This window comes from Haemophilus pittmaniae, assembly GCF_900186995.1.
GTDB lineage: Bacteria > Pseudomonadota > Gammaproteobacteria > Enterobacterales > Pasteurellaceae > Haemophilus_D > Haemophilus_D pittmaniae.
In genome coordinates, this window is sequence record NZ_LT906463.1 from 488001 (window position 1) to 511904 (window position 23904).

General features: G+C 42.9%; 28 protein-coding genes. 16 read left to right on the plus strand and 12 right to left on the minus strand.

Annotated features, from left to right (window positions below; genetic code table 11):
• Positions 1–5: 5 nt before the first annotated feature.
• The 8 genes from CKV74_RS02435 to gpt form a co-directional block, all read right to left on the minus strand.
• Entirely contained in the window at positions 6–788 is a 783-nt protein-coding gene (locus tag CKV74_RS02435; protein WP_007242703.1) for a YchF/TatD family DNA exonuclease, read from the minus strand.
• 7 nt (positions 789–795) lie between these two features.
• A complete protein-coding gene (locus tag CKV74_RS02440; RefSeq protein ID WP_095176694.1) occupies positions 796–1776 on the minus strand; it encodes a DNA polymerase III subunit delta' in 981 nt (326 codons plus the stop codon).
• Positions 1773–2405: a dTMP kinase gene (gene tmk, locus CKV74_RS02445; RefSeq protein WP_007242751.1), complete on the minus strand. Its 633-nt coding sequence runs from the start codon at positions 2403–2405 to the stop codon at positions 1773–1775. The genes CKV74_RS02440 and tmk overlap by 4 nt, the downstream gene beginning before the upstream one ends.
• Entirely contained in the window at positions 2405–3454 is a 1050-nt protein-coding gene (mltG, locus tag CKV74_RS02450; protein WP_007242673.1) for an endolytic transglycosylase MltG, read from the minus strand. Before mltG ends, tmk begins: the two co-directional genes overlap by 1 nt.
• A gap of 65 nt (positions 3455–3519) precedes the next feature.
• Complete coding sequence (locus CKV74_RS02455) at positions 3520–4452, minus strand: peptidylprolyl isomerase (RefSeq protein ID WP_095176695.1); 933 nt, start codon at positions 4450–4452, stop codon at positions 3520–3522.
• Between the two features lie 74 nt (positions 4453–4526).
• Positions 4527–5066, minus strand: coding sequence for a bifunctional pyr operon transcriptional regulator/uracil phosphoribosyltransferase PyrR (gene pyrR, locus CKV74_RS02460; RefSeq protein WP_007242606.1), 540 nt, complete (start codon positions 5064–5066; stop codon positions 4527–4529).
• A 157-nt stretch (positions 5067–5223) separates the two neighbouring features.
• Positions 5224–8700: a DNA polymerase III subunit alpha gene (gene dnaE / locus CKV74_RS02465; protein ID WP_095176696.1), complete on the minus strand. Its 3477-nt coding sequence runs from the start codon at positions 8698–8700 to the stop codon at positions 5224–5226.
• A gap of 211 nt (positions 8701–8911) precedes the next feature.
• Positions 8912–9370: a xanthine phosphoribosyltransferase gene (gpt, locus tag CKV74_RS02470; protein WP_007242651.1), complete on the minus strand. Its 459-nt coding sequence runs from the start codon at positions 9368–9370 to the stop codon at positions 8912–8914.
• 105 nt (positions 9371–9475) lie between these two features.
• On the opposite strand from gpt, the gene CKV74_RS02475 reads away from it, so the two are divergent.
• A complete protein-coding gene (locus CKV74_RS02475) occupies positions 9476–10933 on the plus strand; it encodes an aminoacyl-histidine dipeptidase (RefSeq protein WP_007242715.1) in 1458 nt (485 codons plus the stop codon).
• Positions 10934–11592: 659 nt separating this feature from the next.
• Here CKV74_RS02475 and CKV74_RS02480 read toward each other — a convergent pair.
• Both CKV74_RS02480 and CKV74_RS02485 read right to left on the minus strand, forming a co-directional pair.
• Positions 11593–12609, minus strand: coding sequence for a phage portal protein (locus tag CKV74_RS02480; protein WP_095176697.1), 1017 nt, complete (start codon positions 12607–12609; stop codon positions 11593–11595).
• 9 nt (positions 12610–12618) lie between these two features.
• On the minus strand, positions 12619–14403 hold the full coding sequence (locus CKV74_RS02485) for a terminase large subunit domain-containing protein (protein ID WP_007242743.1): 1785 nt from the start codon (positions 14401–14403) through the stop codon (positions 12619–12621).
• 165 nt (positions 14404–14568) lie between these two features.
• Here CKV74_RS02485 and CKV74_RS02490 point away from each other — a divergent pair, with 165 nt between their 5' ends.
• Positions 14569–15396: a GPO family capsid scaffolding protein gene (locus tag CKV74_RS02490; RefSeq protein WP_007242765.1), complete on the plus strand. Its 828-nt coding sequence runs from the start codon at positions 14569–14571 to the stop codon at positions 15394–15396.
• Between the two features lie 10 nt (positions 15397–15406).
• Positions 15407–15535, plus strand: coding sequence for a P2 family phage major capsid protein (locus tag CKV74_RS10355; protein ID WP_007242708.1), 129 nt, complete (start codon positions 15407–15409; stop codon positions 15533–15535).
• Positions 15536–15755: 220 nt separating this feature from the next.
• Here CKV74_RS10355 and CKV74_RS02495 read toward each other — a convergent pair whose 3' ends face one another.
• Positions 15756–16487, minus strand: coding sequence for an XRE family transcriptional regulator (locus tag CKV74_RS02495; protein ID WP_007242766.1), 732 nt, complete (start codon positions 16485–16487; stop codon positions 15756–15758).
• Between the two features lie 153 nt (positions 16488–16640).
• Between CKV74_RS02495 and CKV74_RS02500 the strand changes: the two genes are divergently transcribed.
• Entirely contained in the window at positions 16641–16850 is a 210-nt protein-coding gene (locus CKV74_RS02500) for a helix-turn-helix domain-containing protein (RefSeq protein WP_007242665.1), read from the plus strand.
• Positions 16851–16861: 11 nt separating this feature from the next.
• Positions 16862–18880, plus strand: coding sequence for a transposase domain-containing protein (locus CKV74_RS02505; protein ID WP_039847845.1), 2019 nt, complete (start codon positions 16862–16864; stop codon positions 18878–18880).
• 47 nt (positions 18881–18927) lie between these two features.
• On the opposite strand, the gene CKV74_RS02510 is transcribed toward CKV74_RS02505, so the two are convergent.
• The gene (locus tag CKV74_RS02510) at positions 18928–19428 is read right to left on the minus strand and encodes a hypothetical protein (RefSeq protein WP_039847846.1); all 501 of its coding nucleotides are present in this window, start codon (positions 19426–19428) and stop codon (positions 18928–18930) included.
• 33 nt (positions 19429–19461) lie between these two features.
• On the opposite strand from CKV74_RS02510, the gene CKV74_RS02515 reads away from it, so the two are divergent.
• The 11 genes from CKV74_RS02515 (at position 19462) to CKV74_RS02555 (ending at position 23855) form a co-directional block, all read left to right on the plus strand.
• A complete protein-coding gene (locus CKV74_RS02515; RefSeq protein ID WP_007242803.1) occupies positions 19462–20379 on the plus strand; it encodes an AAA family ATPase in 918 nt (305 codons plus the stop codon).
• Positions 20379–20705 carry an HI_1482 family protein gene (locus CKV74_RS02520; RefSeq protein WP_007242732.1) on the plus strand — a complete coding sequence of 109 codons (327 nt, stop codon included), beginning with the start codon at positions 20379–20381 and terminating at the stop codon, positions 20703–20705. Before CKV74_RS02515 ends, CKV74_RS02520 begins: the two co-directional genes overlap by 1 nt.
• Before the next feature lie 17 nt (positions 20706–20722).
• Positions 20723–21244: a host-nuclease inhibitor Gam family protein gene (locus CKV74_RS02525; protein ID WP_007242797.1), complete on the plus strand. Its 522-nt coding sequence runs from the start codon at positions 20723–20725 to the stop codon at positions 21242–21244.
• An 81-nt stretch (positions 21245–21325) separates the two neighbouring features.
• Entirely contained in the window at positions 21326–21523 is a 198-nt protein-coding gene (locus CKV74_RS02530; RefSeq protein WP_007242709.1) for an ANR family transcriptional regulator, read from the plus strand.
• 8 nt (positions 21524–21531) lie between these two features.
• Positions 21532–21690, plus strand: coding sequence for a hypothetical protein (locus CKV74_RS10460; protein WP_005688593.1), 159 nt, complete (start codon positions 21532–21534; stop codon positions 21688–21690).
• On the plus strand, positions 21687–21854 hold the full coding sequence (locus CKV74_RS10465) for a hypothetical protein (RefSeq protein ID WP_007242727.1): 168 nt from the start codon (positions 21687–21689) through the stop codon (positions 21852–21854). Before CKV74_RS10460 ends, CKV74_RS10465 begins: the two co-directional genes overlap by 4 nt.
• A gap of 5 nt (positions 21855–21859) precedes the next feature.
• Entirely contained in the window at positions 21860–22234 is a 375-nt protein-coding gene (locus CKV74_RS02535) for a hypothetical protein (RefSeq protein WP_095177130.1), read from the plus strand.
• An 11-nt stretch (positions 22235–22245) separates the two neighbouring features.
• Positions 22246–22476, plus strand: coding sequence for a DUF551 domain-containing protein (locus CKV74_RS02540; RefSeq protein ID WP_095176698.1), 231 nt, complete (start codon positions 22246–22248; stop codon positions 22474–22476).
• 3 nt (positions 22477–22479) lie between these two features.
• Positions 22480–22773 carry a hypothetical protein gene (locus CKV74_RS02545; RefSeq protein ID WP_039847847.1) on the plus strand — a complete coding sequence of 98 codons (294 nt, stop codon included), beginning with the start codon at positions 22480–22482 and terminating at the stop codon, positions 22771–22773.
• Between the two features lie 96 nt (positions 22774–22869).
• The gene (locus tag CKV74_RS02550; protein WP_007242643.1) at positions 22870–23331 is read left to right on the plus strand and encodes a gp16 family protein; all 462 of its coding nucleotides are present in this window, start codon (positions 22870–22872) and stop codon (positions 23329–23331) included.
• Positions 23328–23855, plus strand: a complete 528-nt coding sequence (locus tag CKV74_RS02555) for an HI_1489 N-terminal domain-containing protein (RefSeq protein ID WP_007242744.1) — start codon at positions 23328–23330, stop codon at positions 23853–23855. Before CKV74_RS02550 ends, CKV74_RS02555 begins: the two co-directional genes overlap by 4 nt.
• Positions 23856–23904: the final 49 nt, after the last annotated feature.

The following is a 23904-nucleotide window of genomic DNA, read 5'->3' on the forward strand; positions in this document are numbered from 1 at the left end:
GCGATTTATTGTACATTAATTTTAAATAAACGCTCAAAGTTTTGCGTACTGATTTCAGCAAACGCTTCCATCGATAAGCCCTTTAGCGCCGCCACATATTCACACACCTCACGCGTATATGCCGGCTGATTCTCTTTGCCTCGATAAGGCACCGGAGCCAAATAAGGTGAATCGGTTTCCACCAACAAACGATCGGCCGGCACATAACGAATGGCTTCACGAATACTTTCAGCATTTTTGAAGGTAATAATCCCCGAACAGGAAATATAGAAACCTAAATCAAGCGCCTTTTTCGCAAACTCCAGGCTTTCCGTAAAACAATGAATCAATCCGCCACACTTTTCTGCATGATGCTCACGCAATATGGTTATGGTATCTTCTGGCGCTGAACGGGTATGAATAATCACCGGTTTATCCACTTGATTAGCAATTCTGATCTGGTCAGCAAAGACAGTTTGCTGCAAGGTTTTATTATCGGCACTGTAATAATAATCCAGACCAATTTCGCCAATTGCGATAACTTTTTCATCCTGCGCTAAACGCAATAAACGCTCGGCATCGTAAGGTTCTTCATCAAGATCTAAGGGATGCACTCCGCAAGCTAAAGACACATTAGAAAATTGCGCCAAGGCCGGATAAGCTTTTTCAAAACGACTTAACGTCACCCCAATCGCCAGCAAATGCTTTACATCACGAGCATGTGCTTTGGCCACCACATCCGCAATATCTTTGTGTAAATTTTCATAATCCAATGCATCTAAATGGCAATGGGAATCTACGATAAACATAATTTCTTTAGTCCTTAAACACGTCGGTAATTAACTTCGTTAAACCATCCAATAGGATTATTTCGGTATTAACACCATTAATGGTAAGTAAATCCGAACGCACTTTTTGCATAATTTTATTGGCACTTAATAGCCCAAGCACAGTTTGTTCATCAGCAAATTGCATTACTCCGTTTTTAAGATCAAGAATTTGCCAACCACTTTGAATTTCTAATTTATATTTAATGGCATCACCTAAAAAAGCCAAGATCCAATCCATCTGTTGTACTGCACACTCTTTTTCAAAGAAAGGCAAAATTTCCAAAGGCGAACGACGACGATAAAACAGCCAAAATTGACGTAGGAAATTTTTGCGTTGTTCAATAAATCCTTGTTGGAGTGTTTCTAATGCTAACAGCGGACGCCCCAAATTCATCGCAAGTGCAGTCAATAATTCTGATGTTTCTGCCTGAAATTGAGAAGAAAGCCAAGTTAAGGCTTCAGATTCTGTCGGCACAGGAACATTCCATACTTGGCAACGACTGTAAATGGTTGCCAACAATGAAGAGGAGGGTTCCGTTTGTAATAAGAAATACGTGTTCGGACGCGGCTCTTCCAAGGTTTTTAATAACGCATTAGCCGCCGCTTCAGTGAGGCGTTCTGCGCCTTGGATATATACCAACTTATTGCCGTTTTGCTGTGCATGCTGAGCTACAATTTCATTAATCGCCCGCACCTGATCCACCCCGATATCCTTGCCTTCTTGAGAGGCTAAGAGATGAAAATCAGGATGACTATGGGCACTCATTAAATGGCAGGAATGACAATGGCCACAGGGGGCATTCTCTGGCGTTTGACACATAATACGTTTTGCCAAAGAATCAAATAAGCTTTCTGCGCCCAGCCCTTGATCGGTTTTAATTAACAAAGCATGGTGTCCCAAACTTTCTGTAAAGGTTTGGCTGATTTTGTCATAAGTGGCCGCTAACCAAGGATAAAGCTCGCTCATTTTGCTTGTGACATCCACCAATTTTTAACTGCAATTTGAATATCGGCTTGTACTTGTGCCAATGGCTGACCCGCATTAATAATTGCAGCTTTTGGATTGTTCTGCACCAATTCCAAATAACGTTGACGGGTACGATGGAAAAAATCCAGCCCTTGTTGTTCAATACGATCCAATTCTCCGCGCCCTCTAGCACGAGCAAGTCCCTCAGCCGGATCAATATCCAAATAGAGTACAAAGTCCGGCTCAAAATCGCCTAATACCATATTTTTTAAATTCGCCATGAGCGTTTGGTCAAACTGACGCCCACCGCCTTGATAGGCCTGTGAAGACATATCATGACGATCACCTAGCACGATCTTACCGGCAGCCAAAGCTGGCTTAATTACATTTTCTACCAATTGAATTCGTGCCGCATAAAGCATTAATAACTCCGCTTTATCGGTAACAGGTTCTTCTGTTTCATGCTTGATTAAATGGCGTAATTTCTCCGCTAATGGCGTACCACCTGGCTCACGAGTAAATACGATATCGCTTACCCCAAGGGATTTTAATGTATCCACCACCGTTTGCATGGCGGTACTTTTACCTGCGCCTTCCAAACCTTCAATGACGATAAATTTGCCTTGCATTAATTGGCTCCTTTTTGTTGGCTACGATACCAACGTAAATATTCTTGCACCGCTTTATTATGCTCGTTCAGATTGCGGGTAAATTTATGACCACCACTGCCATCAGCAACAAAATAATAAAAATCCGTTTTCTCTGGATGCGCCACAGCCTGCAAAGCACTCTCACTCACCATGGCAATTGGTGTTGGTGGTAAACCCTCAATCATATAGGTATTGTACGGGTTTATCGTTTCCAAATCTTTCTTACTAATATTACCGGTATAACTCTCACCCATTCCATAAATCACGGTTGGGTCAGTTTGTAGTTTCATTTTGGCTTTTAAACGATTAATAAAGACCGAAGCCACTAAGGGACGCTCAGATGCAATTCCCGTTTCTTTTTCCACAATAGAAGCCAAAATCAACATTTGATAAGCATCAGCTAGTGGCAGATCCTTATCCCGTTCATTCCACGCTTTATCTAAGGCCTTTTGTAAACGAGCAGTTGAGCGCTGCAACAACTCAAGATCCGTGGAGTTTGGCGTGTAATTATAAGTATCTGGATACAGCCAACCGTCCATACTACTCCAATCGTAAACTGCTTTTGCAATCGCCGGAACATGTAATAATCGTATAATCTCCCACTCTGTTTTGCCTTCTAAGGTTTGTTTTAAGTGCGGTGCCCGTTCAAGATTTTTACGCCATTCACTGAAAGTTTTACCTTCAATAAACTGCACGCTAAATTGTGCTTCCTTGCCTGAATTTAATAATTTAAGCAACTCTTCAACGGTATTAATGCCATTTAACGAATATGTCCCGGCCTTAATTTTATTAAGTTCCGGTTGTAATTTGAGAAGCCAAGGCAAATAAGCCGGATGATCCACTAATTTTTCACGAGCCAATAAATCAGCCAACTTATTTCCTGTAACACCCCGTTCAATAGTCAGCAATTGATCAGCTGTCGCATGAATTGGAGCCTGTAAGTAGGCATTCATTTGTTGGTAGCCCCAATAGCCACCACCACTTCCCAGCAATACGAATACAAGTAAAAAAATGAGAAATTTCTTCATCATAAGCCTCAACTATGATTTAAATGCAAAAGGGGCTAACCAGCCCCTTTATTTAGATGTTTTCGTTACTTATTGAAATATTGAATATCGGCAGTTTTACGCAACGCTTTCACCCAGTCCTTTGCGGAATCCTGCAATTGACTATTAACCAATTGTTCATAAGCTTTTTGACGATAAGCATCTTCTGTTCTGTCGCCATCACGCTCACCGGTGACTTCTAAGATATGCCAACCGAATTCAGATTTAAACGGCGCAGAAATCGTGCCTTTTGGCGTAGTTTGTACGGCTTTTGCAAACGGACCGACATAGGCTTCCGGGAAGGCATAACCTAAACTACCACCATTAGCACCGGAGAGATAATCTTTAGAATAATTCAATGCGGCATCAGCAAAGCTGGTTTTTCCGCTGAGAATATCACTTCTGATTTTTTCCAATTGTGCTTTAGCCTGATCATCGTTCAATAATGGATTCAATTTCAGCAAAATATGGCGAACTTCATACTGCTTACCGATAACCTTTTGCTCGGTACCGTTAGCTTTTGCTTCATCCATCATTTTTTTGCCTAATGACTCAACCTGTTCACGGGTCACATCTACGCTGTTTTGAATCGCTTGATTACGTACACCGGCCATTTTCATTTGGTTGGCAATTTGTTGTTTGAAAGCAGCTAAAGAAATACCCTGATAATCCAATGCATCTAAAAACTGACCGTAAGTCAAACCATTACGTGCTGCAATATCTTCCACAATACGGTTAACTTCCGCCTGATTCACCTGAACTTTGGATTCTTTAATCGCTTTATCCACCAAAATATCATCAATGACTTTATCCAACGCCGCATTAAAATCGCCGCGTTTACCCATTGCCGCATTTACCTGGCTTTGTAGAATAGGTTGCCCGTTGACTGTCGCCACTACACGTTCTTCAGCAATAGCGTTACTCACTACAAAAGCGCCTAAAAATGCGCACAATAAAGATTTAAAAATTGTCTGTTTCATTGTCTGTCATTCCAAAGTCAATAACGGCCGTTAGAGTATCAATTTTGCTAAAGGTTCACAATTGATTTTAAAGATTATTTCGGCAGTAATACGACTTCATAACAACCGTCAAATCCGACGGTACGCACCTGCACTTTTTCATTACGCCCGGTTGGCACGTTTTTACCCACATAATCGGCTCGTATTGGCAATTCGCGGTGTCCACGATCAACCAAAATCACCAATTCGATTTTTGCTGCACGCCCAAAATCCGTCAGGGCATCCATTGCCGCACGAATAGTACGACCGGTGAAAAGCACATCATCGACTAAGATCACCTCTTTATCTTGAATGCTTAAATATTGCGATGCCCCGCGATATACCGGCCCCGGATTGGCCGCATCCAAAGGCGATAAATCATCGCGGTAAAACGTGATATCCAATTCGGTAAACGGCAATTCGGTGCCGGTTAATTCGCAGATTCTCTTCGCAATCAGCTCAGCAATTTCTGCACCGCGCCGTTTAATGCCGACCATCACGATATTGTCCAAGGTTTTATGTTTTTCAATAATTTCATGGGCAATACGGGAAATCGTGCGCAAAAAACGCTCTTCATCAATAATCACTTTTTGCATAATTTCTGCTCTCTCATGTATAAAAACCGCCATAAACTAACACAAAAGGCGGAGCGGGAAAAGCATTCCCGTCGAATTATCATTTTTAAAACATATTTAATAAAATCAATAACTTAACATTGATTTTAAAGAAAACTCTGGAAATCCTAGGGGCGTTTTAAGCAAACTCTAACTCCACCGCATTTTCACCGAGCATTTCGGTTAAACGATAAAGCACTTCATCGGTCGGTGTAATCGACCACTGTACCCCCATTTTCAAAAGTGCCCGCCCTTGGCTACCGAGATAATAAATGTTAATCGGCAGACTGCCACCAATTGCGGGTTCTAATATGCCCTTAAGCTGTTTGATAAAACTTGGGGTAATTTGCTTTTCTTCCAAACTAATAGCCAAACTCTTGGCATAACGAGAACGTGCGTCATCAAGGGTCATCAAATCCCGCACCGACATCCGTAGTCCTTGTGAGAAATCATCAAAACTCACCTGGCCGGTAACAATAATAACGCTATCGCGCTGTAATTTATCAGCAAATTGCTCCAGAGCCTCTCCAAATAAGGTCAAATCCAAACGTCCCGAGCGATCATCAATGGTCGCAATGCCCAAGCGGTTACCTTTTTTCGTCACGGCAATACGCGAGGCTACCACCAACCCGGCCACCGTGCTCATTTGACCACGACGATTCGGCACTAATTCTTTCAAACGGGTTGAGGTGTAGTGGGACAATTCCTTCAAATAACGGCTAACTGGATGACTGCTCAAATACAGGCCGAGGGTTTCCCATTCGCCTTCCAAAATTTGTTTTTCACTATAAGGCGGCGTATGTGCATAGGCGTTTTCCACCTCTTCATGGGTTTCCGTAAGAACACCGAACATATCCGCCTGGCCAATGGCTTCATCCTTCGCATGCTGATCGGAGGCTTTTAACGCATCTTCCAAATTTTTGGCCAGCGCTGCTCGATGTGGTCCTAGCTTATCAAAAGCGCCCGACATAATCAGACTTTCAAAGGTGCGTCGGTTGATTTTCTTTAAATCCACGCGGGCACATAAATCAAATAAATCCTTAAAGATACCGCCTTCATTGCGGGCATTAATTAAGGCTTCAATCGGCCCTTCACCAACCCCTTTAATCGCACCAATACCATACACAATTTCACCGTTTTCATTGACACTAAAATGATGCTTACCCACATTAATATCCGGTGGCGTAACGGTTAGTCCCATGCGTAAACATTCATCATATAGCCCAACAATTTTGTCCGTATTGGTCATTTCCGAGGTCATTACCGCGGCCATGAACTCCGCCGGATAATGGGTTTTCAGCCACAGCGTTTGATACGAAACCAAGGCATAGGCCGCGGAGTGGGATTTATTAAAACCATAACCGGCGAATTTTTCTACCAAATCGAAAATCTTCATCGCCAATTCGCCGTTCACACCATTTTTAATCGCTCCCTCTTCAAATACCGAGCGCTGTTTAGCCATTTCTTCGGGTTTTTTCTTACCCATCGCACGACGTAATAAATCTGCACCACCTAAGGTATAGCCGGCCAAGACCTGGGCAATTTGCATGACCTGTTCCTGATACAAAATTACCCCGTAGGTCGGTTCCAAAATCGGCTTCAGGCTCTCGTGCTGATATTCAGCATCAGGGTAGGACACTTCCTCACGGCCGTGTTTACGGTCGATAAAGTTATCTACCATCCCCGATTGCAACGGCCCCGGACGGAACAATGCTACCAACGCGATAATATCTTCAAAGCAGTCCGGTTGTAGGCGCTTAATCAAATCCTTCATGCCACGTGATTCCAGCTGGAACACCGCGGTAGTTTCAGAACGTTTTAATAGTTCGAAGGATTCAGGATCATCCAAAGGAATAGCTGCAATATCAACTAACGGTTTACCTTCACGTAGCATGCGCGCATTAATCATATCGAGCGCCCATTTGATAATAGTGAGGGTACGTAAACCTAAGAAGTCAAATTTCACCAGGCCCGCATATTCCACATCGCTTTTATCAAAGTGGGTAACAGGATGTTTACCTTCGCTATCGCAATAAAGTGGGGCAAAATCGGTTATTAGGGTCGGAGAGATCACCACGCCGCCGGCATGTTTCCCCGCATTACGGGTCACCCCTTCCAATTTGCGCGCCATATTAATCAAATCCTGCACTTCCTCATCGCTATCATAGGCGACTTGTAATTGCGGCTCTGCCTCAAAGGCTTTCGCTAAGGTCATGCCCGGATCGGGAGGAATTAACTTAGATATACGATCAACAAAACCATAAGGATGCCCCAGCACGCGCCCAACATCACGAATCACCGCTTTTGCCGCCATAGTACCGAAGGTAATAATTTGCGATACCGCACCACGTCCATAGGTTTCTGCCACATGTTCGATTACTCTATCGCGGCCATCCATACAGAAATCCACATCAAAATCGGGCATGGAAACCCGTTCCGGATTTAAGAAACGTTCGAATAGCAAATCAAACTCAAGGGGATCTAAATCAGTAATTTTTAAGGCGTAAGCCACGAGTGAGCCCGCACCGGAGCCCCGTCCCGGTCCCACCGGGATATCGTTATCCTTTGACCATTGAATAAACTCCATCACGATCAAGAAATAGCCTGGAAATCCCATTTGGTTAATCACATCGAGTTCGACCTGCAAACGTTCATCATATTCCGGACGTCTTTCTGCGCGGACTTTTTCATCGGGAAATAAAAAAGCTAAACGTTCTTCCAGCCCCTCACGGGATTTTTTAACCAAGAAATCTTCCGTGGATAATTCACCGGTTGGAAATTGTGGAAGGAAATATTCGCCCAAACGTAAAGTCACGCTACAACGTTGTGCGATTAATAGGGTATTTTCTAATGCGGAAGGAATATCGGCGAACAATGCACACATTTCCTCTTCACTGCGGAAATATTGCTGTTCGGTATAGCGTTTTGGTCGTTTGGGATCATCCAAAGTATAGCCGTCATGAATAGCTACACGAATTTCATGAGCTTCAAAATCATCAGCCTTTAAAAACATCACATCATTAGTCGCGACCAACGGTAAATTGTGCCGTTCGGCTAAGGTCAGAGCACTTTGAATATAACGCTCTTCATCCGGACGGCCAGTGCGCGACAAACTCAAATAAAAATGTTCAGCGAAATACTGTTGATAGAATGCCAGGGCTTTTTCCGTTTCCTGTTGATTGTCACGCAACAGAGCCTTGCCCACATCACCTTGAGTGCCACCGGAAAGAATGATCACCCCCTCACGGTGTTCAATCAGCCATTCCTTATCCAAATACGGTAAATCTGTATAACCGCGTTGATAGGCCTTGGAAAGTAATAAGGTAATATTTTTATAACCGGCATTATTTTTAGCTAACAGAGTCAATTCAAAAAAACTTTCGCCATCAGCAGCAATTACCCGTACATCCGCGCCAATAATCGGCTTAATACCGGCACTTAAGGTTTCACCGTAAAATTTGACAACACCACAAAAATTACAGAAGTCAGTCAGTGCCAAAGCTACCATTTGTTTTTCAGCACAGGCTTTCACCAACGGTTTCACCTTCACGATACTGTCGATCATGGAAAAATCGGTGTGGGTGCGAAGATGAACAAAGCGGGGTTGGCTTGACATGCAATTTCCTTGTTGATTGATCAGACTAAAACGCCATGATGTTTTTTGGCGTTTTCTCAAAAATAAGGTCTAAGTATTTGATTTTATTAGAGTTGATTTAAAAACCTATTGTAAGGCAATTATTGCCCGACGAAGGCGGCTATTATAACGAAAAAGGACCGTAAGCACAGACCATAAAAAATAAATGCCGCTCAAGGCGGCATTGATGAAATTATTTACGCGCGAGTGGCGGAACAAAGGATAAGCCCAAATCCCAAGGCTGTTCAATCCAAGTATTTTGTGGAATATCAATCACATACTCATCCACCAATTCAGCACCGGCCGGTTTGGCAAATACTGTCACGAACTTAGCTTTTGGATACATTTCACGGATTGCGCGGGCAGTATTACCGGTATCCACTAAATCGTCTACCACAATCATGCCTTCGCCATCACCTTCGGCGCGATGCAACACTTTTAATGCGCCTTGCTGATCATGATCATAACTGGCAATACACACGGTTTCCACTAAGCGGATATTGAGTTCGCGCGCCAATACGGCTGCTGGAAATAAGCCGCCGCGGCTCACCGCGATAATGCCTTTCCATTGGGAGGCCGGCAGTAATTTCTCCGCTAATTTACGGGCGTGCATTTGGAACATGTCCCAAGTCACAACATATTTTTCGCTCATAGAAAATCCTTCAGTTTAGAGAATAAAAAAATTGCGTAAGGATAACCCGAAATAGCCTTTTATGCTATTATTTCACACCACTTTTTTATGAAAAAAGGAGCAAATATGTCCGAAATTTCAACCTTGCAACCGGCGCTATTATGGCAATGGTTTGCACAAATCTGTGCGATACCTCATCCCTCCCATCACGAAGATAAATTAGCTGAATTTATTGTCGATTGGGCAAAAAAACGCGGTTTTTTTGTGGAGCGCGATGAAGTGGGTAACCTGTTAATTCGCAAAGCTGCCAGTGCGGGTATGGAACATTGTATTCCGGTAGCATTACAGGCGCATTTGGATATGGTGCCACAAGCCAATGAAGGTAGCAGCCATAATTTTGAGCAAGATCCGATTCGTCCACATATTGTTGGTGACTGGGTAAAAGCGCAAGGTACAACTCTAGGTGCCGATAATGGTATTGGTTTAGCTTCAGCATTAGCCATATTGGAAAGCGATAATTTAGTTCATCCGCCATTAGAAGTCCTACTCACCATGAGCGAAGAAACCGGCATGGATGGCGCAATTCACTTACGTAATGGTTGGTTGCAATCCGAATGGTTAATCAATACTGATACAGAAGAAATTGGTGAGATTTATATTGGCTGTGCCGGTGGAATTAATGCCAACTTGGAATTCCCAATTGAATGGCAGGCCAATGGCGCCTCACAAGCCTTGCAAATCAATCTAAAAGGCTTGCGTGGTGGACATTCCGGCTGCGATATTCATACCGGCCGAGCGAATGCAATTAAATTACTGGCACGTTTATTTAAGCATCTTCAATTAGCCGATCTGCAATTTAATTTAGCAGAAATTCACGGTGGTTCCATTCGCAATGCTATTCCGCGTGAAGCTGGTGCGATTATTACTTTTTGTGGTAATTCCTCGACATTCGAACAAGCTATCTGCGAATTCAATCACGTCATCAAAGAAGAATTGGCGCTCATCGAACCGAATGTGGAATTTAGCGTAAATAGTATTGCACTCCCACAACAAGTATTTACTACAGAAAGCCAACGTAATTTAATCAATGCATTGAACCTATTACCAAATGGTGTCATTCGTAATAGTGATGTAATTACCGGCGTAGTAGAAAGTAGCTTGAGTGTCGGCGTGCTAAAAATGCAAGACAATACCGTTAAAGCTACAATTCTTGTGCGTTCATTAATTGAAAGCGGTAAACAATACATTACCGAGTTACTCAGTTCATTGGCCGATTTAAGTGGTGCCAAAGCAGTCTTCTCAGCACCTTATCCGGGCTGGCAACCGGTGAATGATTCAGCCTTGGTGCAACTGACGGAGCAACATTATCAACAAGTATTAGGTAAAGCACCGCTCATTAAGGTGATCCACGCCGGTTTAGAATGTGGCTTATTGAAACAACATTACCCGCATATTGAGATGGTTTCCATCGGGCCAACCATTCGTAACGCCCATTCGCCCGATGAACAGGTGAATATTGCTGATGTGCAAACCTATTGGACGGTATTAACACAAGTATTGGCAAACATTCCACATAAAGCGTAAGTATTAATCATTGCAAAACGGTTTATCTCCAAAAGGAAATAAGCCGTTTTATTTTACCAATCGTATTTGTAGAAATAAAAAATCCCCGCAAATGCGAGGATTATCTATTTAAGATGGCAGGGGCGGAGAGGCTCGAACTCCCAACACCCGGTTTTGGAGTTATACAAACTGTGAATAGTTGGTAGCCATTAGAAAATAAATAACAAATAATTCAATCAGTTATCCAATCAATCAAAATTTAATCACTTCCTAAATATTGGCACAAAGTTTATAGTCTTTGTCACAGCTAAGACACAATTTGGCACATCATTTTAATTAATATTTAAAGACCCAATTTCGCGTTTTCCCGCGTTGTTTTGCGTTGAAAGATCTGATTGAAAGGATTTGAAAGGCGTTAGATCTGAAAAGGCTTTATAAAGGATCTGAATTTGCGTTAAAACACATACATTTATTGCGCAGGCGTGGCGAGGGTTTGACTGCGATTTTTCATAAGCGTTTTAGGAGGGAAATCGGCTAAAATCAATAGGTTTTTCTTTCTGGGGTATTGTCATTTGATATAATAGCATTGGGCAGTATTAGCACCACACAGCAAAAAACACATCTTTTAGGCAACAAAAAGCCCGTGCAATAACACGGGCAATTTTTATCTGAAAGGATCTCTATTTTTCTTCTAGCAATTTGTATTCGTTAAAAGTGATCACTTCCATGCCTAAACGTTCATTAATTTCTTTTAGACGTTCTTGAAGTGGAATGATTTCATTCACAAAGAAAACTTTAGTGGCTTTTTCCACATCACCAAATCCACCGGTATTGTTCGGCACGATACCCATTAACTGAGGCGGAACCCTATGTGCTGCCAAAACATCATCACGGCTTGCATTTTTAATATTCAGGAAATCATCTTTTGACACGGCATCCGAAAGCGGAATCACTTGAAAGCCGTCTTTCTTACCGTTCGGGATATAGACGAAAAGATTCTTAAAGTTGCCGGTGCCTTTGGTTTGTTTGATTTGGTCCTTGATGGATTGAATATCATCCTTATTCTGCGTTGGATCAGTCATATAAATAATAGAACCGGCATGCGCACCATTCAGATAATATTTACGACGGAACAGAGTTGCACTCTCGTTTAGAAATGCAGATTGTAAGGCGGCTAAATATTCCGGCACACCATAAATTTCTTGGTTAATGTCAGGATTGATAAGTTGCAGCACGGAATCTTTTTTAAATTCATATTCTTCATAGCCCGTTACGATTTGGAAGAATTGACCTTCATCAACACCCACGCGCATATATTTTGCCAAAGGTGCTCTAAGTGAAATGATATCGCCGAACGCATTTTTTACGATTTCAATGAACGCATTGCCAAAAACCAAATAATCCTGAACCAGTTTTTCAAGTTGTGTTCTTGGTAAAAGCGCGGTCGTTTTACAGGTTGAAAGTAAAATATTCTTTTTCACTGTGATGGCACTTTGATGGTGTGGGGAAGCGCCAAGGGCTTTGGCTAAATAGCCCAAATTAATCGGCGGATTATAATATTTCTCATAAACCAGTACAGATTCAAAATAATTCAGAATTTCGGCACGGTCTAACACTGGAATCGGATCACCAAAACTAAAGGCTTGTGCTATTGCGTTACCGGAAAGTGCGGTGTTTTTTTTCTTTGATTTGCTCATTGATTCATCCTATTCAAAGGTAAAAATGGTCGATTGGCTTTGTGTTGCAACATCACCGCCCAAGCCGTAAGGAACGTTAAGAATGCAGTTCATGATAGCCCACGACAAATCGCCATGTGAGGCATCTTCCGAACGGTCAGAAACATAAGTAATTTTCCCGGTTCCCGTAATGCGTTTTTTCACAGTCATGAAACTGGTCACAATATCATTGTCGCCACTGTCGAATTTCAAGCGACGTTTTTGAATTAGGTTTTGAGTTTTGAGAACCATCTCATTTTTCAGATCGGCGTTATAGTCCAAACCCTGAACAGTCGGATAAAACTTCTTAACTTCTTGGAACACCCCAGAACCCATCCCTGTTTTATCAATCACAATGCGCGACACATTGTAATCGTCACAAAACTGTTTGATTCGGCTTGCCTGCGTTTCATAATCCATGCCGTGAAAAGTTTGTTTATGCAACACACGATAATCCCCGCCTTCAACTCGTGGTGGGGCAACAATAGCAAGGGCTGCACGGTCGCCGGTAAAAGCTGGGTCATAACCCAACCAAATTTCTCGATTGCCAAAAGGTCGTTGATAAAATGGCTTAAAGTCGTGCCATTCTTCTAAGCTGTCCACTTGGCAAAGTTGCAAGTCGGCAAATTTAAAGGCGGAACTGTTATCATCAGCAAACTGGCAGAGAAAAAGTTGTTCAAATTCTTCTTTGCTGTTTTCGGCTAACAAATCTTCAATGTCGAACAAATTGCACCCGCCTTCCAGTGCGTCATAAATCGTCACAATCTGTTTCCACTGACGGTCGCCGCAAAGTTTCCCCATACGCAAATTTTCGTGTGAAATATCAATTTCTACTTTTTCCGATTTCGCCCGTCCACGATTGAACGCTTTTCCGGAAAAGAACGCATAGGCAGGATGGGCGATTGTCGTAGGTGTAGAAAAGTAGGTTTGCCGATACATCTTTTGGGCCGCCATACCACTGGCGACTTTCCGCATTACATCGAATTTCGGTACCCAAAACACTTCATCAAAATACAAATTGCCGTGGTAGGATTGTGCAGTTGCCGAGTTGGTACCAAGGAAAATCAATTCTGCGCCATTGGGCAGTTTGATGGTCTCGCCTTTCAAATCTACATCGGCTGTTTGTTTGGCATAGCTCACAATATATGATCGGAACTGTAAGGCTTGTTTCTTACTGGCAGAAATAAAGATTTGGTTGTGGCCCGTTGTCAACGCATCCACGAAGGCTTCATGCCCAAAATAATAAGTCGCCCCAATTTGACGACTTTTAAGAATATTGCGAATGCGATGTTGCTTAGCATCATGCCAAATACGTTGATATTGAAACATCCCGCCTAAAAAACCATTAATCAACAATTCTTCTTGTTCCTGACTAATGGCGTTTTGTTCAGGTTTTCTGCGCTCACCGGTATTGCGGTTTTTCAATTTCGGATTCAGGTCCGTTTCATTGCCATCACCAAAAGAATATTTTTTCACCCTCGCCATACGTTCCATTTGGCGGCTAAGTAAATCAATTTCTTTGTAATCTGAACCGCTCTTTTCTTCTTTTACAATCAGCAAATTCAATCTTGTCTCTAATGCCAATTCAACCCGACCGACAGGTGCAATATCGTCCCACTTTTCTCTGTCTTTCCAACTGGCAATCGTTGATGCAGGAATATTTAACTGGCGTGAAATTTCCGCGATTTTATAGCCGCTAAAATACATTACCTGCGCCTGTCGCTTACTGTCTGCTGACACATCAGGCAAAGTCTGTTCAATTATTTGTTCTTCCATTCACTATCCTTTCTATTTACCAACGCATAATAGAAAGGCTAAGTGCGGTCGTCTTTCGCCCTGCTTTGTGAGAACTAAAGCAACAACCGCAAGCAATAGACCGGCTAAAAAAAGCCTTTCAGAATAATGGCAATCATTGAACCCACTCACTGAAAGGAATAGCCAATGGCAAAACAATCAAAATGGTTTGTGGTTGCAACAGAAGGAGCAACAACAGACGGTCGCACAATCAATCGCACTTGGATTGAGCAAATGGCGGCAAATTACGACCCGAAAAAATATGGTGCACGCATTAATCTTGAACACATTAAATGGCGTTATATGTGGAATGATGATCCGCACTCAAAATGCTATGGCGATGTAATTGGTTTAAAAACGGAAGAAAATGCTGAAGGTAAATTGCAGTTACTGGCTCAAATCGACCCAACGGACGATTTAATCAAACTCAATAAAGACCGCCAAAAAATCTACACCTCTATTGAGTGCGACCCGAATTTTGCCGACACCGGTGAAGCCTACTTAGTGGGTTTAGCGGTAACGGACAATCCGGCAAGTCTTGGCACGGAAATGTTAGCATTTTCTGCCGGCGCAAGTGCAAATCCACTCAACAACCGCAAAGAAAAAGCTGAAAACCTTTTCACAGCCGCAGTTGAAACCGAATTAGAGTTTGAAGAAGTGAAAGAAAAAGGTTTATCTGTCTTTGCCAAAATCCGCGCATTATTTGCCGACAAAGAAAAAACCGACGATGAACGCTTTGCCGACCATCAAAAATCTATTGAGCTTTTAGCGGAACAAACCCAAAAAACATTGGAAAAATTGACCGCACTTTCCGCCGATTTAGCAAAACAACAAGCCGAATTAGCAGAAATGAAAGCCACCAATGAAAGCATTCAAGCCAAATTCACCACGCTTGAAAAAACACCTTCTGCTGACTTCGGCAAACGTCCAATCATTGCCGGTGAAGGTAAATCCGAATTTTTAACCGATTGCTAAAGGAACAACCATGCGCAACGAAACTAAACAGAAATTTAATGCTTATGTGGCCCGTGTTGCCGAATTAAACGGCGTAACAAGCAATGATGTGGCAGAAACCTTTTCTGTTACGCCAAGTGTATCCAACCACTTAATATGAGAAATAAACAAAGAAGTAGGGATTTGGTTGTAATAAGCGGGAATAAGTGGTTCAAAACCTTATGAAACGGGGCTTTACGTGATGTAGAGCCCTTTTTTATTAGGGGAGGAAAAAGAAGAATAATGAAATGGGAAAAAATTTTGGGTTTTGTTTGAAATGTCAAAATAGCCACTTGAAATGAGAAATTTAAAAGTGGCTTTAAATTTTGTTTAAATGGCGTTTAAAAATCCCGATAGCCACGCACTACCTGCCCAATCACAATCAAGTTGTTGGCTTGTTCTGTGTTGAGTTCTATTGGTGCGTATTCGGTATTTTGACTGATTAGTGTGATGCCGTTGTAGGTGATTTGCACTTTCTTCACTAGCATTGCGCCTTCATTGTTTAACACAAAGATTTTGCCGTCTTTTAAATCCGTTTTAGAACGATCTACAATAATCTCTTCACCATCTTTTAAGGTGGGCTGCATGCTGTCGCCACTTACTAAGAACATGGCGCAATCTTCCGCTTTTAAGCGGCGTGAATCAAGCCAAGCCTTTTCTACCTTGGTGGTTTGATAAGGTTTATATTCATCATTAAAACCACCGCCACCGGCTGAAATGCGCACTTCTCGGCAATCTTCAATCTCTGCAAAGGTTTCATCATTGCTTGCAGATAAATTTAAGCCATCCTGCTCCTCTGAGCTTTCTCCTGTTGCTAGCCACTGCACGCTTACATTGGCATAGGTTGCTAATGCAATTAGGTTGTCCAGTGTTGGCAAGCTAGTGTTTGTTAAATAGTTATGCAAAGTGCTATATGAAATTCCTGCTTCTTTAGCAAATGCTCTTCCGCTCTTATTTCCGATCAATTCTTTTAATCTTTCGCTAAAAGAAGATCCTTTTCCTAATGTTTGAAAAGGAACTTGTACCTTTTCCGATTTATCTTGTTCCTTTTTAGGATTTGAAAGGGTTTCCATTGATTTTTACCTTTTGAGATTTAATTTATAAAAAGGAACAAAAAATACTTGCGCTGTTCCTTTTTTAGATCAATAATATTATTACATTGAATAACACGGCAGTATTATTCAATGTAATAACCTTTTAGATTATCAGAAAAAGGAACAAAAGCAATGATTAATGATTGGGAAAGGGTAGATATCATCTATGCCTTAAAGAAAAAAGGAACAACCCTTGCAGCGTTATCTCGCCAATCAGGGCTCAATTCTAGGACATTAAATAATGCTTTAGATCGTCGTTATCCAAAAGGTGAGCGAATTATCGCGGAAGCATTAGGCGTTACACCTGAAATTATTTGGCCTTCGCGTTATGCCAATCGGTAGTTGGAGGGGATATGAAAACATGGGTAACAGTTGCAGAAGTCGTTGAATGTCAAAGTACCCCTAACACTGAGCGTGGTTGTAGAAAATTTTTAGACAAATTATTTCTTCAATATCCTCAAGCGCGACGCAAAAGACAAGGAACAAAAGCCTTTGAATATGATGTGAATTATCTACCTGAAAACATTCAGGCAGAACTTGTTGTTATTGAAGGTAAAAGAACAGTCAATTCCCTCCCCGTCCTCGCCGAGCCTGCTAAACCAGTAGAACCTTCGGCTGAAGCTCAGATGTTGTGGGCTGCTTATGAGCAAGGCACGACAAAAGCGCAAAACGAGGCAAAGTGGAAACTGGGTACGATGTTCGCGGTAGCGGAATTAACGAATACCGGCATGAACATTATGACCGCATTGGAATTGGTGTGTGGCAAATATAACCGCGAATGCGAGGCAAAAGGCGAAAAGCCGGTCTCAGTTGGCTCGCTTAAACGGTGGTGGTATGCCATTAAAGATGAAGATCGCAGTCTTTGGTTGCCGCTTTTAATGAGTGAGCGTGGCAAAAACGGCAAAAGCCGTGAGGCGGAATTTAGCGAGGAAGCCTGGGCATTTTTCAAAGCGGACTATTTCCGTAATGAGCGCCCGCAGTTGGGCTCTTGCTATGAACGCTTAAAACGCGCGGCACAGGTGAACGGTTGGGTGATTCCGAGCCTTTCAAGCATTAAACGCAAGATTGAGCGCGAGATTCCGAAAACCCACCAAGTGTATTTGCGCGAAGGGGAATATGCGGTGAGCCGTTACTTCCCGTCACTTATCCGAACCATTGCGGATGTGGATGCGATGGAATGGGTGAACGGCGACGGTTACAAACACAACGTGTGGGTGGAATGGCACAACGGTCACATTATCCGTCCGAAAACCTGGCTTTGGCAGGATGTGCGTACGCGCAAAATCTTAGCCTATCGCTGTGATGAATCGGAAAACACCAACATGATACGTCTTGCGTTGTTGGATGTGGTGAGCAAGTACGGCATACCGAAACACTTAACCATAGACAATACCAAAGCCGCAGCGAACAAGAAAATGACTGGTGGGGTGAAAAATCGTTACCGCTTTAAAGTGAGTCCAGACGAAGTGCAAGGGATTATTCCAGCGCTCGGCATCCAACTGCACTGGACAACGGTGCGCTACGGTCGCGGACGTGGGCAAGCTAAGCCGATTGAGCGTGCATTTTCACACGGTGGCTTAGGTGAATTAGTGGATAAACACCCACTACTTGCCGGATACCACGCGGGGGATAACGCGCTGGATAAGCCCGACAACTACCAAGGCAATAAAGCCGGGGTGGATTATGAAAGTTTTATCTTAGCCCTTGAAGAAGGCATTCAGATGTTTAACGAACGCCTGAATCGTGAAACGGAAATTTGCCGAGGTGAGTTGAGTTTTGAACAAGCCTTTGAGCGCGATTTTGCCTTAGTGGAAAAACGCCTGGCAACACCGGAGCAGTTGCGTTATCTGCTCACATTACACGAAGAAGTAACCTTGAAAGCCAACGGCACCTTTGAATTGAAATGCGGTGGTGAAAGACAAGGCCTACGCAACCGGTATGAGGCTTATGACTTGATTGGCACGAAACACAAACGTGTGGTGGTGCGATACGACCCGAACCGCTTACACGACAAAGTGTGGGTGTATAGCCAAGAAGGAGTGTATTTAGCAGAAGCAAGTTGTACACGCCCTGCCGCCTTTGGTGATACGCAATCCGCACAAGACCATTCTCGTAAAGAACGCGAATTTGTGCGCCATACCAAGAAAGCAGCACAAGCTGCGCAGGAAATGGAAGTGCAAGAAGTAGCGGAATGCATGCCAGAGGTGGAATTTGATGATACCCCAAGCGTGCCGCAAGTGTGGGAAGTGGTACACCAAGAAGGCAATGCGATGCGTAAGCAAGAAGTGTTGTTGGAAGATGAAAAAGTCAGCACCTTCCGCCGAGGTTTAGACAATTACTTAGCCATGGCTAAGAAAGCAAAAGGGCTTTAAAACAAGTTTAAAGCCGATTTATAGGAGATGAAAAATGAAAACTAATCTTAATCATCAGGATACCACATTTCTTCACCAGCTTCGTTTAGAAACGGGGAAGCTTCGCCAAGTTGCGAAATCCAGACGGGTGAAAATGTATAAAAGAGATCTAAATCAGACAGAAAGTTCAGCGAAGTCTCAACGGTTTTCTTGGCTGATGCAGTCCGAACGATTTGTAGCTCTAACAACCTATTTTGAATCATTAGAGAAATTGTTGCCATCCGCCAATGAGCATAAGACAACTCAAGACGATACCGCTCAGAAAAGCGCTTTTCTTGCAGCTTGCGCTCTTTGGTGGGAAGCGCAAGGTGCGCGAGAAGATAAGGACGAAGATTTTCCTCTTCAAATTCAAGATATTTTTGAAGGTTTGGATAGTGCTTTAACGAAGCAAAGAGCGCGTCAAAATCCTTGGTATCCCACTTGGCGAAAATAACCTGAAAAGCATATTCAGCACAGTAGTTCAGCTCTTTGTATTCAACATCCATGGGCAAGCGACAAAGATTAAACATAGATACTCCTACCAAACAAACAGGGCAATTATTATGACACTAATTAACCAAATCAAACAACTCTTAGACAACCAAACCTACACCCAGCGCGAGATTGCTGCGCAATCAGGCGTGAATCCAGGGGCATTAAGCGCGTATTTAAAAGGCACTTATGCCGGCAATGTAGAAAAAGTTGAATACGCATTAAACAACTGGCTCGCTACGCGTGAGAAGAAAGAAAAAGTGTTTGTAGAAGCACCGCACTTTATTGAGATTCCGACCGCCAAGAAAGTGTTCAGCGCCTTAGATATGGCCAAAATTTTACCAACCATGGTGACCGTTTACGGCGCAAGCGGCGTAGGCAAAACCAAAGCCTGCCAAGAGTACGCGAAAAGCAACCAAAACGTATGGATGATCACCGCAAGCCCAGCACGCGCCACATTAAGCAGTATTTTGTATGAGTTAGCCCTTGAGTTAGGCATTAACGATGCGCCACGCCGTAAAGATCGCCTATCACGCCTAATTACTAAAAAACTCAAAGGCACACAAGGTTTAGTGATTATCGACGAAAGCGACCACCTGCCTTATGACGCGTTAGAAGAGATCCGCATTATCCAAGAAGAAGCCGAAGTGGGCTTTGCGCTCATTGGTAACGATAAAGTTTACACCCGCATCCAGGGCGGTGTGAATCAGGCGCATGAATATGCCCGTTTATGGTCACGAATTGGTAACAACTGCGGCGTTAAAGCCAGTACAAAAGGCGATATTAAAGCTATCGCGCAAGCCTGGGGGCTTGATATAGCCGACAAAGATTTAATGACCGTGCTTTACGACATCGGCGGCAAGGCAGGCGGCTTACGCGCTTTAACGCAATATTTACGCCTAGCCGGCATGACAGCAAAAGGCCAAGGCACTGTCATCACACTAGACCTCATTTTAACCGCCCAAGCACAAATGATAGGAGCGAACTAATGACAAGCATTACAAAAAACGACACCTTGCGTGAGCAAACTAAACCCCACCCTGTGTTTGGTGGGTGCAACAAAATCGCCCTAGGTTACTTATCGCAAACGCAAAAATGCGTGTTTGAGTTAAACAAAATGGGGTTGCATGTATTAAGCATTGAGTTTGACAAAATCAAACCGCGCGTGCGCATTGAACCGAACGCATTAACGAAGAAATTTGAGAAAACTGGTCAAGCCTTTGCCTACATTCAAGGCAACGACGGCGCACATTGGGCGGAATATCAAATGATGGTGGAAGGCATCAAGGTAATTTGGCGCAGTTATTTACATTAACCAACAGGAGAAAAGAAATGGCTAAAAAAGCAACCCGCATTAAAACCGACACCTTTTCAGTGCGTTATCAAACGCGCGATGAAGTGGAAGTTGCAATTAAAGAAATCGGCGATTTAAACCGCGAATTAGAACGCCTAGCGATTGAACAAAACGACAAGCTGGCAGCAATCACCGAAGAATACGCGCCACGCATGAACGAAGTGAAAGAAAAGCTCGCACCAAAACAAGATGCGGTGCAAGCGTGGTGTGAAAGCCGACGTGATGAACTCACGCAAAACGGCAAAACTAAAACAGGTTCATTTAATACAGGCGAAGTGCAATGGCGCCAACGTCCGCCAAGTGTGGGGATTCGCGGCGTAGACAGCGTGTTAGATATCTTAAAAATGCGGGGGTTAGCCCGGTTTATCCGCATCAAAGAAGAAATCAATAAAGAAGCCATGCTTAATGAACCGGGCACTGCGGCCAGCGTGCCAGGCGTAACAATCAAAACAGGCGTGGAAGACTTTGTAATTACGCCGTTTGAGCAAGAGGTGGCGTGATGGATTGGGTGTTTTTTATCGCAGTATTAATCGGAATTTGGATAACCACCGAATGAATCCTACTTACCACAGGAGAACCTTATGAACAAAAACATCAACAAGTTTGATCGCTTTAAATATTACAGTGAACAAGCTGCAAACAGTGAACGTAGAGGCGATCTGCAAGACGCTAAAGAACAATGGGCCATAGCCGAACTTAACGCGCCAAATGCCCAAAATAAAGAATGGTGCAAACGTCGCGCCACGTTTTGTGAACGAGTATTAAGAAAACCTTTTTAGGAGGATTTATGGCTGATTATATCGTGCGCCTTTATGGCGTAATTGAAGTGAAAATGAAAGCGGAAACACTAGAACAAGCTATTGAGTTGTGTGATTTAAACACCGCTCCGCCATTAACCGGTTTAGTTGTAGAAATTGATTCAGTGATTGAAGGGGAAGAAGTATGACTGAGCAAGAAAAAGTGCGGTTGGATGAGCAATTAAAACAAGCGGCAAAACAGCTCACACACGCGCTTCACGCGTTACGTACCGGGCAAAATCAACACGCAGCGGTTTATGTTGGCAACGTACAAAACTTACTGCCGGGTTTAAGAATGAGATTGGGGAGATGAATGAAATGGAAGAAAAAAAATATTCAGTAACGTTTGAGTTTAAAGTGGGAGTCGGTGATGACGATTTAACCTTTAATGTAAACACAAAATACCATCAAGCCCCAGCTTTATATGTGAAGGACGCGATGACTTGTTTGATGTTTAAGTTGCCTGAAATTGTGAGAGCTGGTTGGATTGTGATTGAGGGTATGGACGATAACGCCAAAAGTGGTTTCGAACACAAAATAAAATTAGATTTTTGCACCCAAGATAATGACGAATGGGAAGTTAGTGCGAAAGTCGAAAATCCCAATGAAACTGGTCGTATGTTGATTGGCTTTATTGAGAAAATTCTTTTGAAGGATCCAGTTATTGACGAAATTCTTCAGCTAGAAAAATAAGGGGGATAAAAATGTGTGAAAACAATGGATGGATTAAGTGTTCGGAGCGGTTGCCGGATACATTTACAGGTTTTGATTTGTTAGTTCGTTCGTCGCCTGTTTTGGTTTATGGCAAATATACCTCTGGCGAAAAAAACAAAATTTTCGGCGCGCAAATATTTGGTAATAAGTGGTATAGCGCAGACGGCGAATGTGGGGAAATTACTCATTGGCAACCATTTCCACAACCACCGGAGGAATAGATTATGGTTTGTGAATATCAATATCACGCGTTTTTACCTGGTGCTGAGCCAACAAGAGAAAGTGTTCTGCACGTAATAATTCGGGAGCTTTTTGTAAAATATAAACACTCCGAAGAATTATCTCTATCAAATGCGGCCGAAATTATTGTAGGTAAAAACGCCTTAAAATGGGGTTTAGATGATGGAGAAGAGGTTTGTATTTTAATCAGAAAAAAAGAGAATCCTGAAGTGCTTGAATTGTTTAAGGTTTCTGTTGAGATATGTACAGAAACTACAGCGCACCGTATGGATTACTAAAACCCATTTACAGTCCATTCAAATCTCCCCTAACCCCTCTTTACAAAAGAGGGGGATTTAAGTGGGCTGAATAATGTGTTTTACAGGAGAAAAAGAATGCGATTAACCAAAGAAAAGGCGATTCAGCTGATTCACATTGCCAAGCAACAGCTATGCATGGACGAACTAAGTTATCGGATGTTGCTGAATGAGTTAACCGGCAAAAACAGCACCAAACAAATGACTATAATACAATTGATTAAAGTTTTAGAAGCCATGGAAAATAAAGGCTTTAAAAAGACCACGAAACGCCATCATTCGCCGACTACCGAAAACGCCAAAGTGAATAGCTTGATTGCCCACAAAATCCGCGCCATTTGGATTGATATGCACAAGCAAGGGCTTGTACGAGACGGCTCGGAAAACGCGCTCAATGCGTTTGTGCGCGGCGTAGTGAACCCAATTTACGCTAAGCGCGGGATGAATATTCAAGTGCTTAACGTGGGCGCTTTGCGCGACGACATGGCCAGTTTAGTGCTTGAGCGATTGAAAAAATGGCAAGCAAGAGGTGGACTATGAAATTGTGCCGTTGTCCTGTATGCCACTCCGATATTCATTTAGACCAACTTTTAGAAGATGACGCTGGGCGAGAAATTTTAGGGCTGCTCACTGAGTTAAAATATGGCGTGGCGCGCCCTTTAGTTTCATACATTGCACTATTTCGCCCGGATAAATCAGCGCTAAGCAATTCAAGAGCGGTCAAATTAATGCGTGAAGTGTTGGATTTGTTCCCGCCTTCTCAATTATTAGCCCACTGTTTGAGTGAAACGGTGAACGCAGTGCAGAAAAAACGCCGAGAAAGCCGAAATCTCGCCCCGCTTAACAATCACCGCTACTTAATGCAAGTAATGGAAACGAACCGACCACTCTTTTCCGGAACAGGCTCGGCTGCCGTAAACAACGCAGAACGCGCCACTCAAGGCAGTGATGAAGTTGAAAACACCATTTTATATATCGAGCGGTTTTATCAGTTAGGCCAACCGGTGGAACACTTGCCAGGCTATGACGTGTGGCGAAAATGGAAAGATAAACAGCAAAAATGAACTTTTTTTACCGCTCGAAAGGGCGGTTTTTATTTTTAAAATCAATAAT

What these genes read in the sequence shown, in the direction of transcription:
- CKV74_RS02550 (WP_007242643.1), top strand. Translation starts at nt 22,870, where the DNA reads ATGCGATTAACCAAAGAAAAGGCGATTCAGCTGATTCACATTGCCAAG.
- CKV74_RS02545 (WP_039847847.1), top strand. Translation starts at nt 22,480, where the DNA reads ATGGTTTGTGAATATCAATATCACGCGTTTTTACCTGGTGCTGAGCCA.
- CKV74_RS02490 (WP_007242765.1), top strand. Translation starts at nt 14,569, where the DNA reads ATGGCAAAACAATCAAAATGGTTTGTGGTTGCAACAGAAGGAGCAACA.
- CKV74_RS02495 (WP_007242766.1), bottom strand. Translation starts at nt 16,487, where the DNA reads ATGGAAACCCTTTCAAATCCTAAAAAGGAACAAGATAAATCGGAAAAG.
- CKV74_RS02455 (WP_095176695.1), bottom strand. Translation starts at nt 4,452, where the DNA reads ATGAAACAGACAATTTTTAAATCTTTATTGTGCGCATTTTTAGGCGCT.
- dnaE (WP_095176696.1), bottom strand. Translation starts at nt 8,700, where the DNA reads ATGTCAAGCCAACCCCGCTTTGTTCATCTTCGCACCCACACCGATTTT.
- CKV74_RS02505 (WP_039847845.1), top strand. Translation starts at nt 16,862, where the DNA reads ATGAAAACATGGGTAACAGTTGCAGAAGTCGTTGAATGTCAAAGTACC.
- CKV74_RS02475 (WP_007242715.1), top strand. Translation starts at nt 9,476, where the DNA reads ATGTCCGAAATTTCAACCTTGCAACCGGCGCTATTATGGCAATGGTTT.
- CKV74_RS02540 (WP_095176698.1), top strand. Translation starts at nt 22,246, where the DNA reads ATGTGTGAAAACAATGGATGGATTAAGTGTTCGGAGCGGTTGCCGGAT.
- CKV74_RS02520 (WP_007242732.1), top strand. Translation starts at nt 20,379, where the DNA reads ATGACAAGCATTACAAAAAACGACACCTTGCGTGAGCAAACTAAACCC.
- CKV74_RS10460 (WP_005688593.1), top strand. Translation starts at nt 21,532, where the DNA reads ATGGCTGATTATATCGTGCGCCTTTATGGCGTAATTGAAGTGAAAATG.
- CKV74_RS02440 (WP_095176694.1), bottom strand. Translation starts at nt 1,776, where the DNA reads ATGAGCGAGCTTTATCCTTGGTTAGCGGCCACTTATGACAAAATCAGC.
- CKV74_RS02510 (WP_039847846.1), bottom strand. Translation starts at nt 19,428, where the DNA reads ATGTTTAATCTTTGTCGCTTGCCCATGGATGTTGAATACAAAGAGCTG.
- gpt (WP_007242651.1), bottom strand. Translation starts at nt 9,370, where the DNA reads ATGAGCGAAAAATATGTTGTGACTTGGGACATGTTCCAAATGCACGCC.
- pyrR (WP_007242606.1), bottom strand. Translation starts at nt 5,066, where the DNA reads ATGCAAAAAGTGATTATTGATGAAGAGCGTTTTTTGCGCACGATTTCC.
- CKV74_RS02535 (WP_095177130.1), top strand. Translation starts at nt 21,860, where the DNA reads ATGGAAGAAAAAAAATATTCAGTAACGTTTGAGTTTAAAGTGGGAGTC.
- CKV74_RS02485 (WP_007242743.1), bottom strand. Translation starts at nt 14,403, where the DNA reads ATGGAAGAACAAATAATTGAACAGACTTTGCCTGATGTGTCAGCAGAC.
- CKV74_RS10465 (WP_007242727.1), top strand. Translation starts at nt 21,687, where the DNA reads ATGACTGAGCAAGAAAAAGTGCGGTTGGATGAGCAATTAAAACAAGCG.
- CKV74_RS02530 (WP_007242709.1), top strand. Translation starts at nt 21,326, where the DNA reads ATGAACAAAAACATCAACAAGTTTGATCGCTTTAAATATTACAGTGAA.
- CKV74_RS02435 (WP_007242703.1), bottom strand. Translation starts at nt 788, where the DNA reads ATGTTTATCGTAGATTCCCATTGCCATTTAGATGCATTGGATTATGAA.
- mltG (WP_007242673.1), bottom strand. Translation starts at nt 3,454, where the DNA reads ATGAAGAAATTTCTCATTTTTTTACTTGTATTCGTATTGCTGGGAAGT.
- CKV74_RS02525 (WP_007242797.1), top strand. Translation starts at nt 20,723, where the DNA reads ATGGCTAAAAAAGCAACCCGCATTAAAACCGACACCTTTTCAGTGCGT.
- CKV74_RS02480 (WP_095176697.1), bottom strand. Translation starts at nt 12,609, where the DNA reads ATGAGCAAATCAAAGAAAAAAAACACCGCACTTTCCGGTAACGCAATA.
- CKV74_RS02500 (WP_007242665.1), top strand. Translation starts at nt 16,641, where the DNA reads ATGATTAATGATTGGGAAAGGGTAGATATCATCTATGCCTTAAAGAAA.
- tmk (WP_007242751.1), bottom strand. Translation starts at nt 2,405, where the DNA reads ATGCAAGGCAAATTTATCGTCATTGAAGGTTTGGAAGGCGCAGGTAAA.
- CKV74_RS02515 (WP_007242803.1), top strand. Translation starts at nt 19,462, where the DNA reads ATGACACTAATTAACCAAATCAAACAACTCTTAGACAACCAAACCTAC.
- CKV74_RS10355 (WP_007242708.1), top strand. Translation starts at nt 15,407, where the DNA reads ATGCGCAACGAAACTAAACAGAAATTTAATGCTTATGTGGCCCGTGTT.
- CKV74_RS02555 (WP_007242744.1), top strand. Translation starts at nt 23,328, where the DNA reads ATGAAATTGTGCCGTTGTCCTGTATGCCACTCCGATATTCATTTAGAC.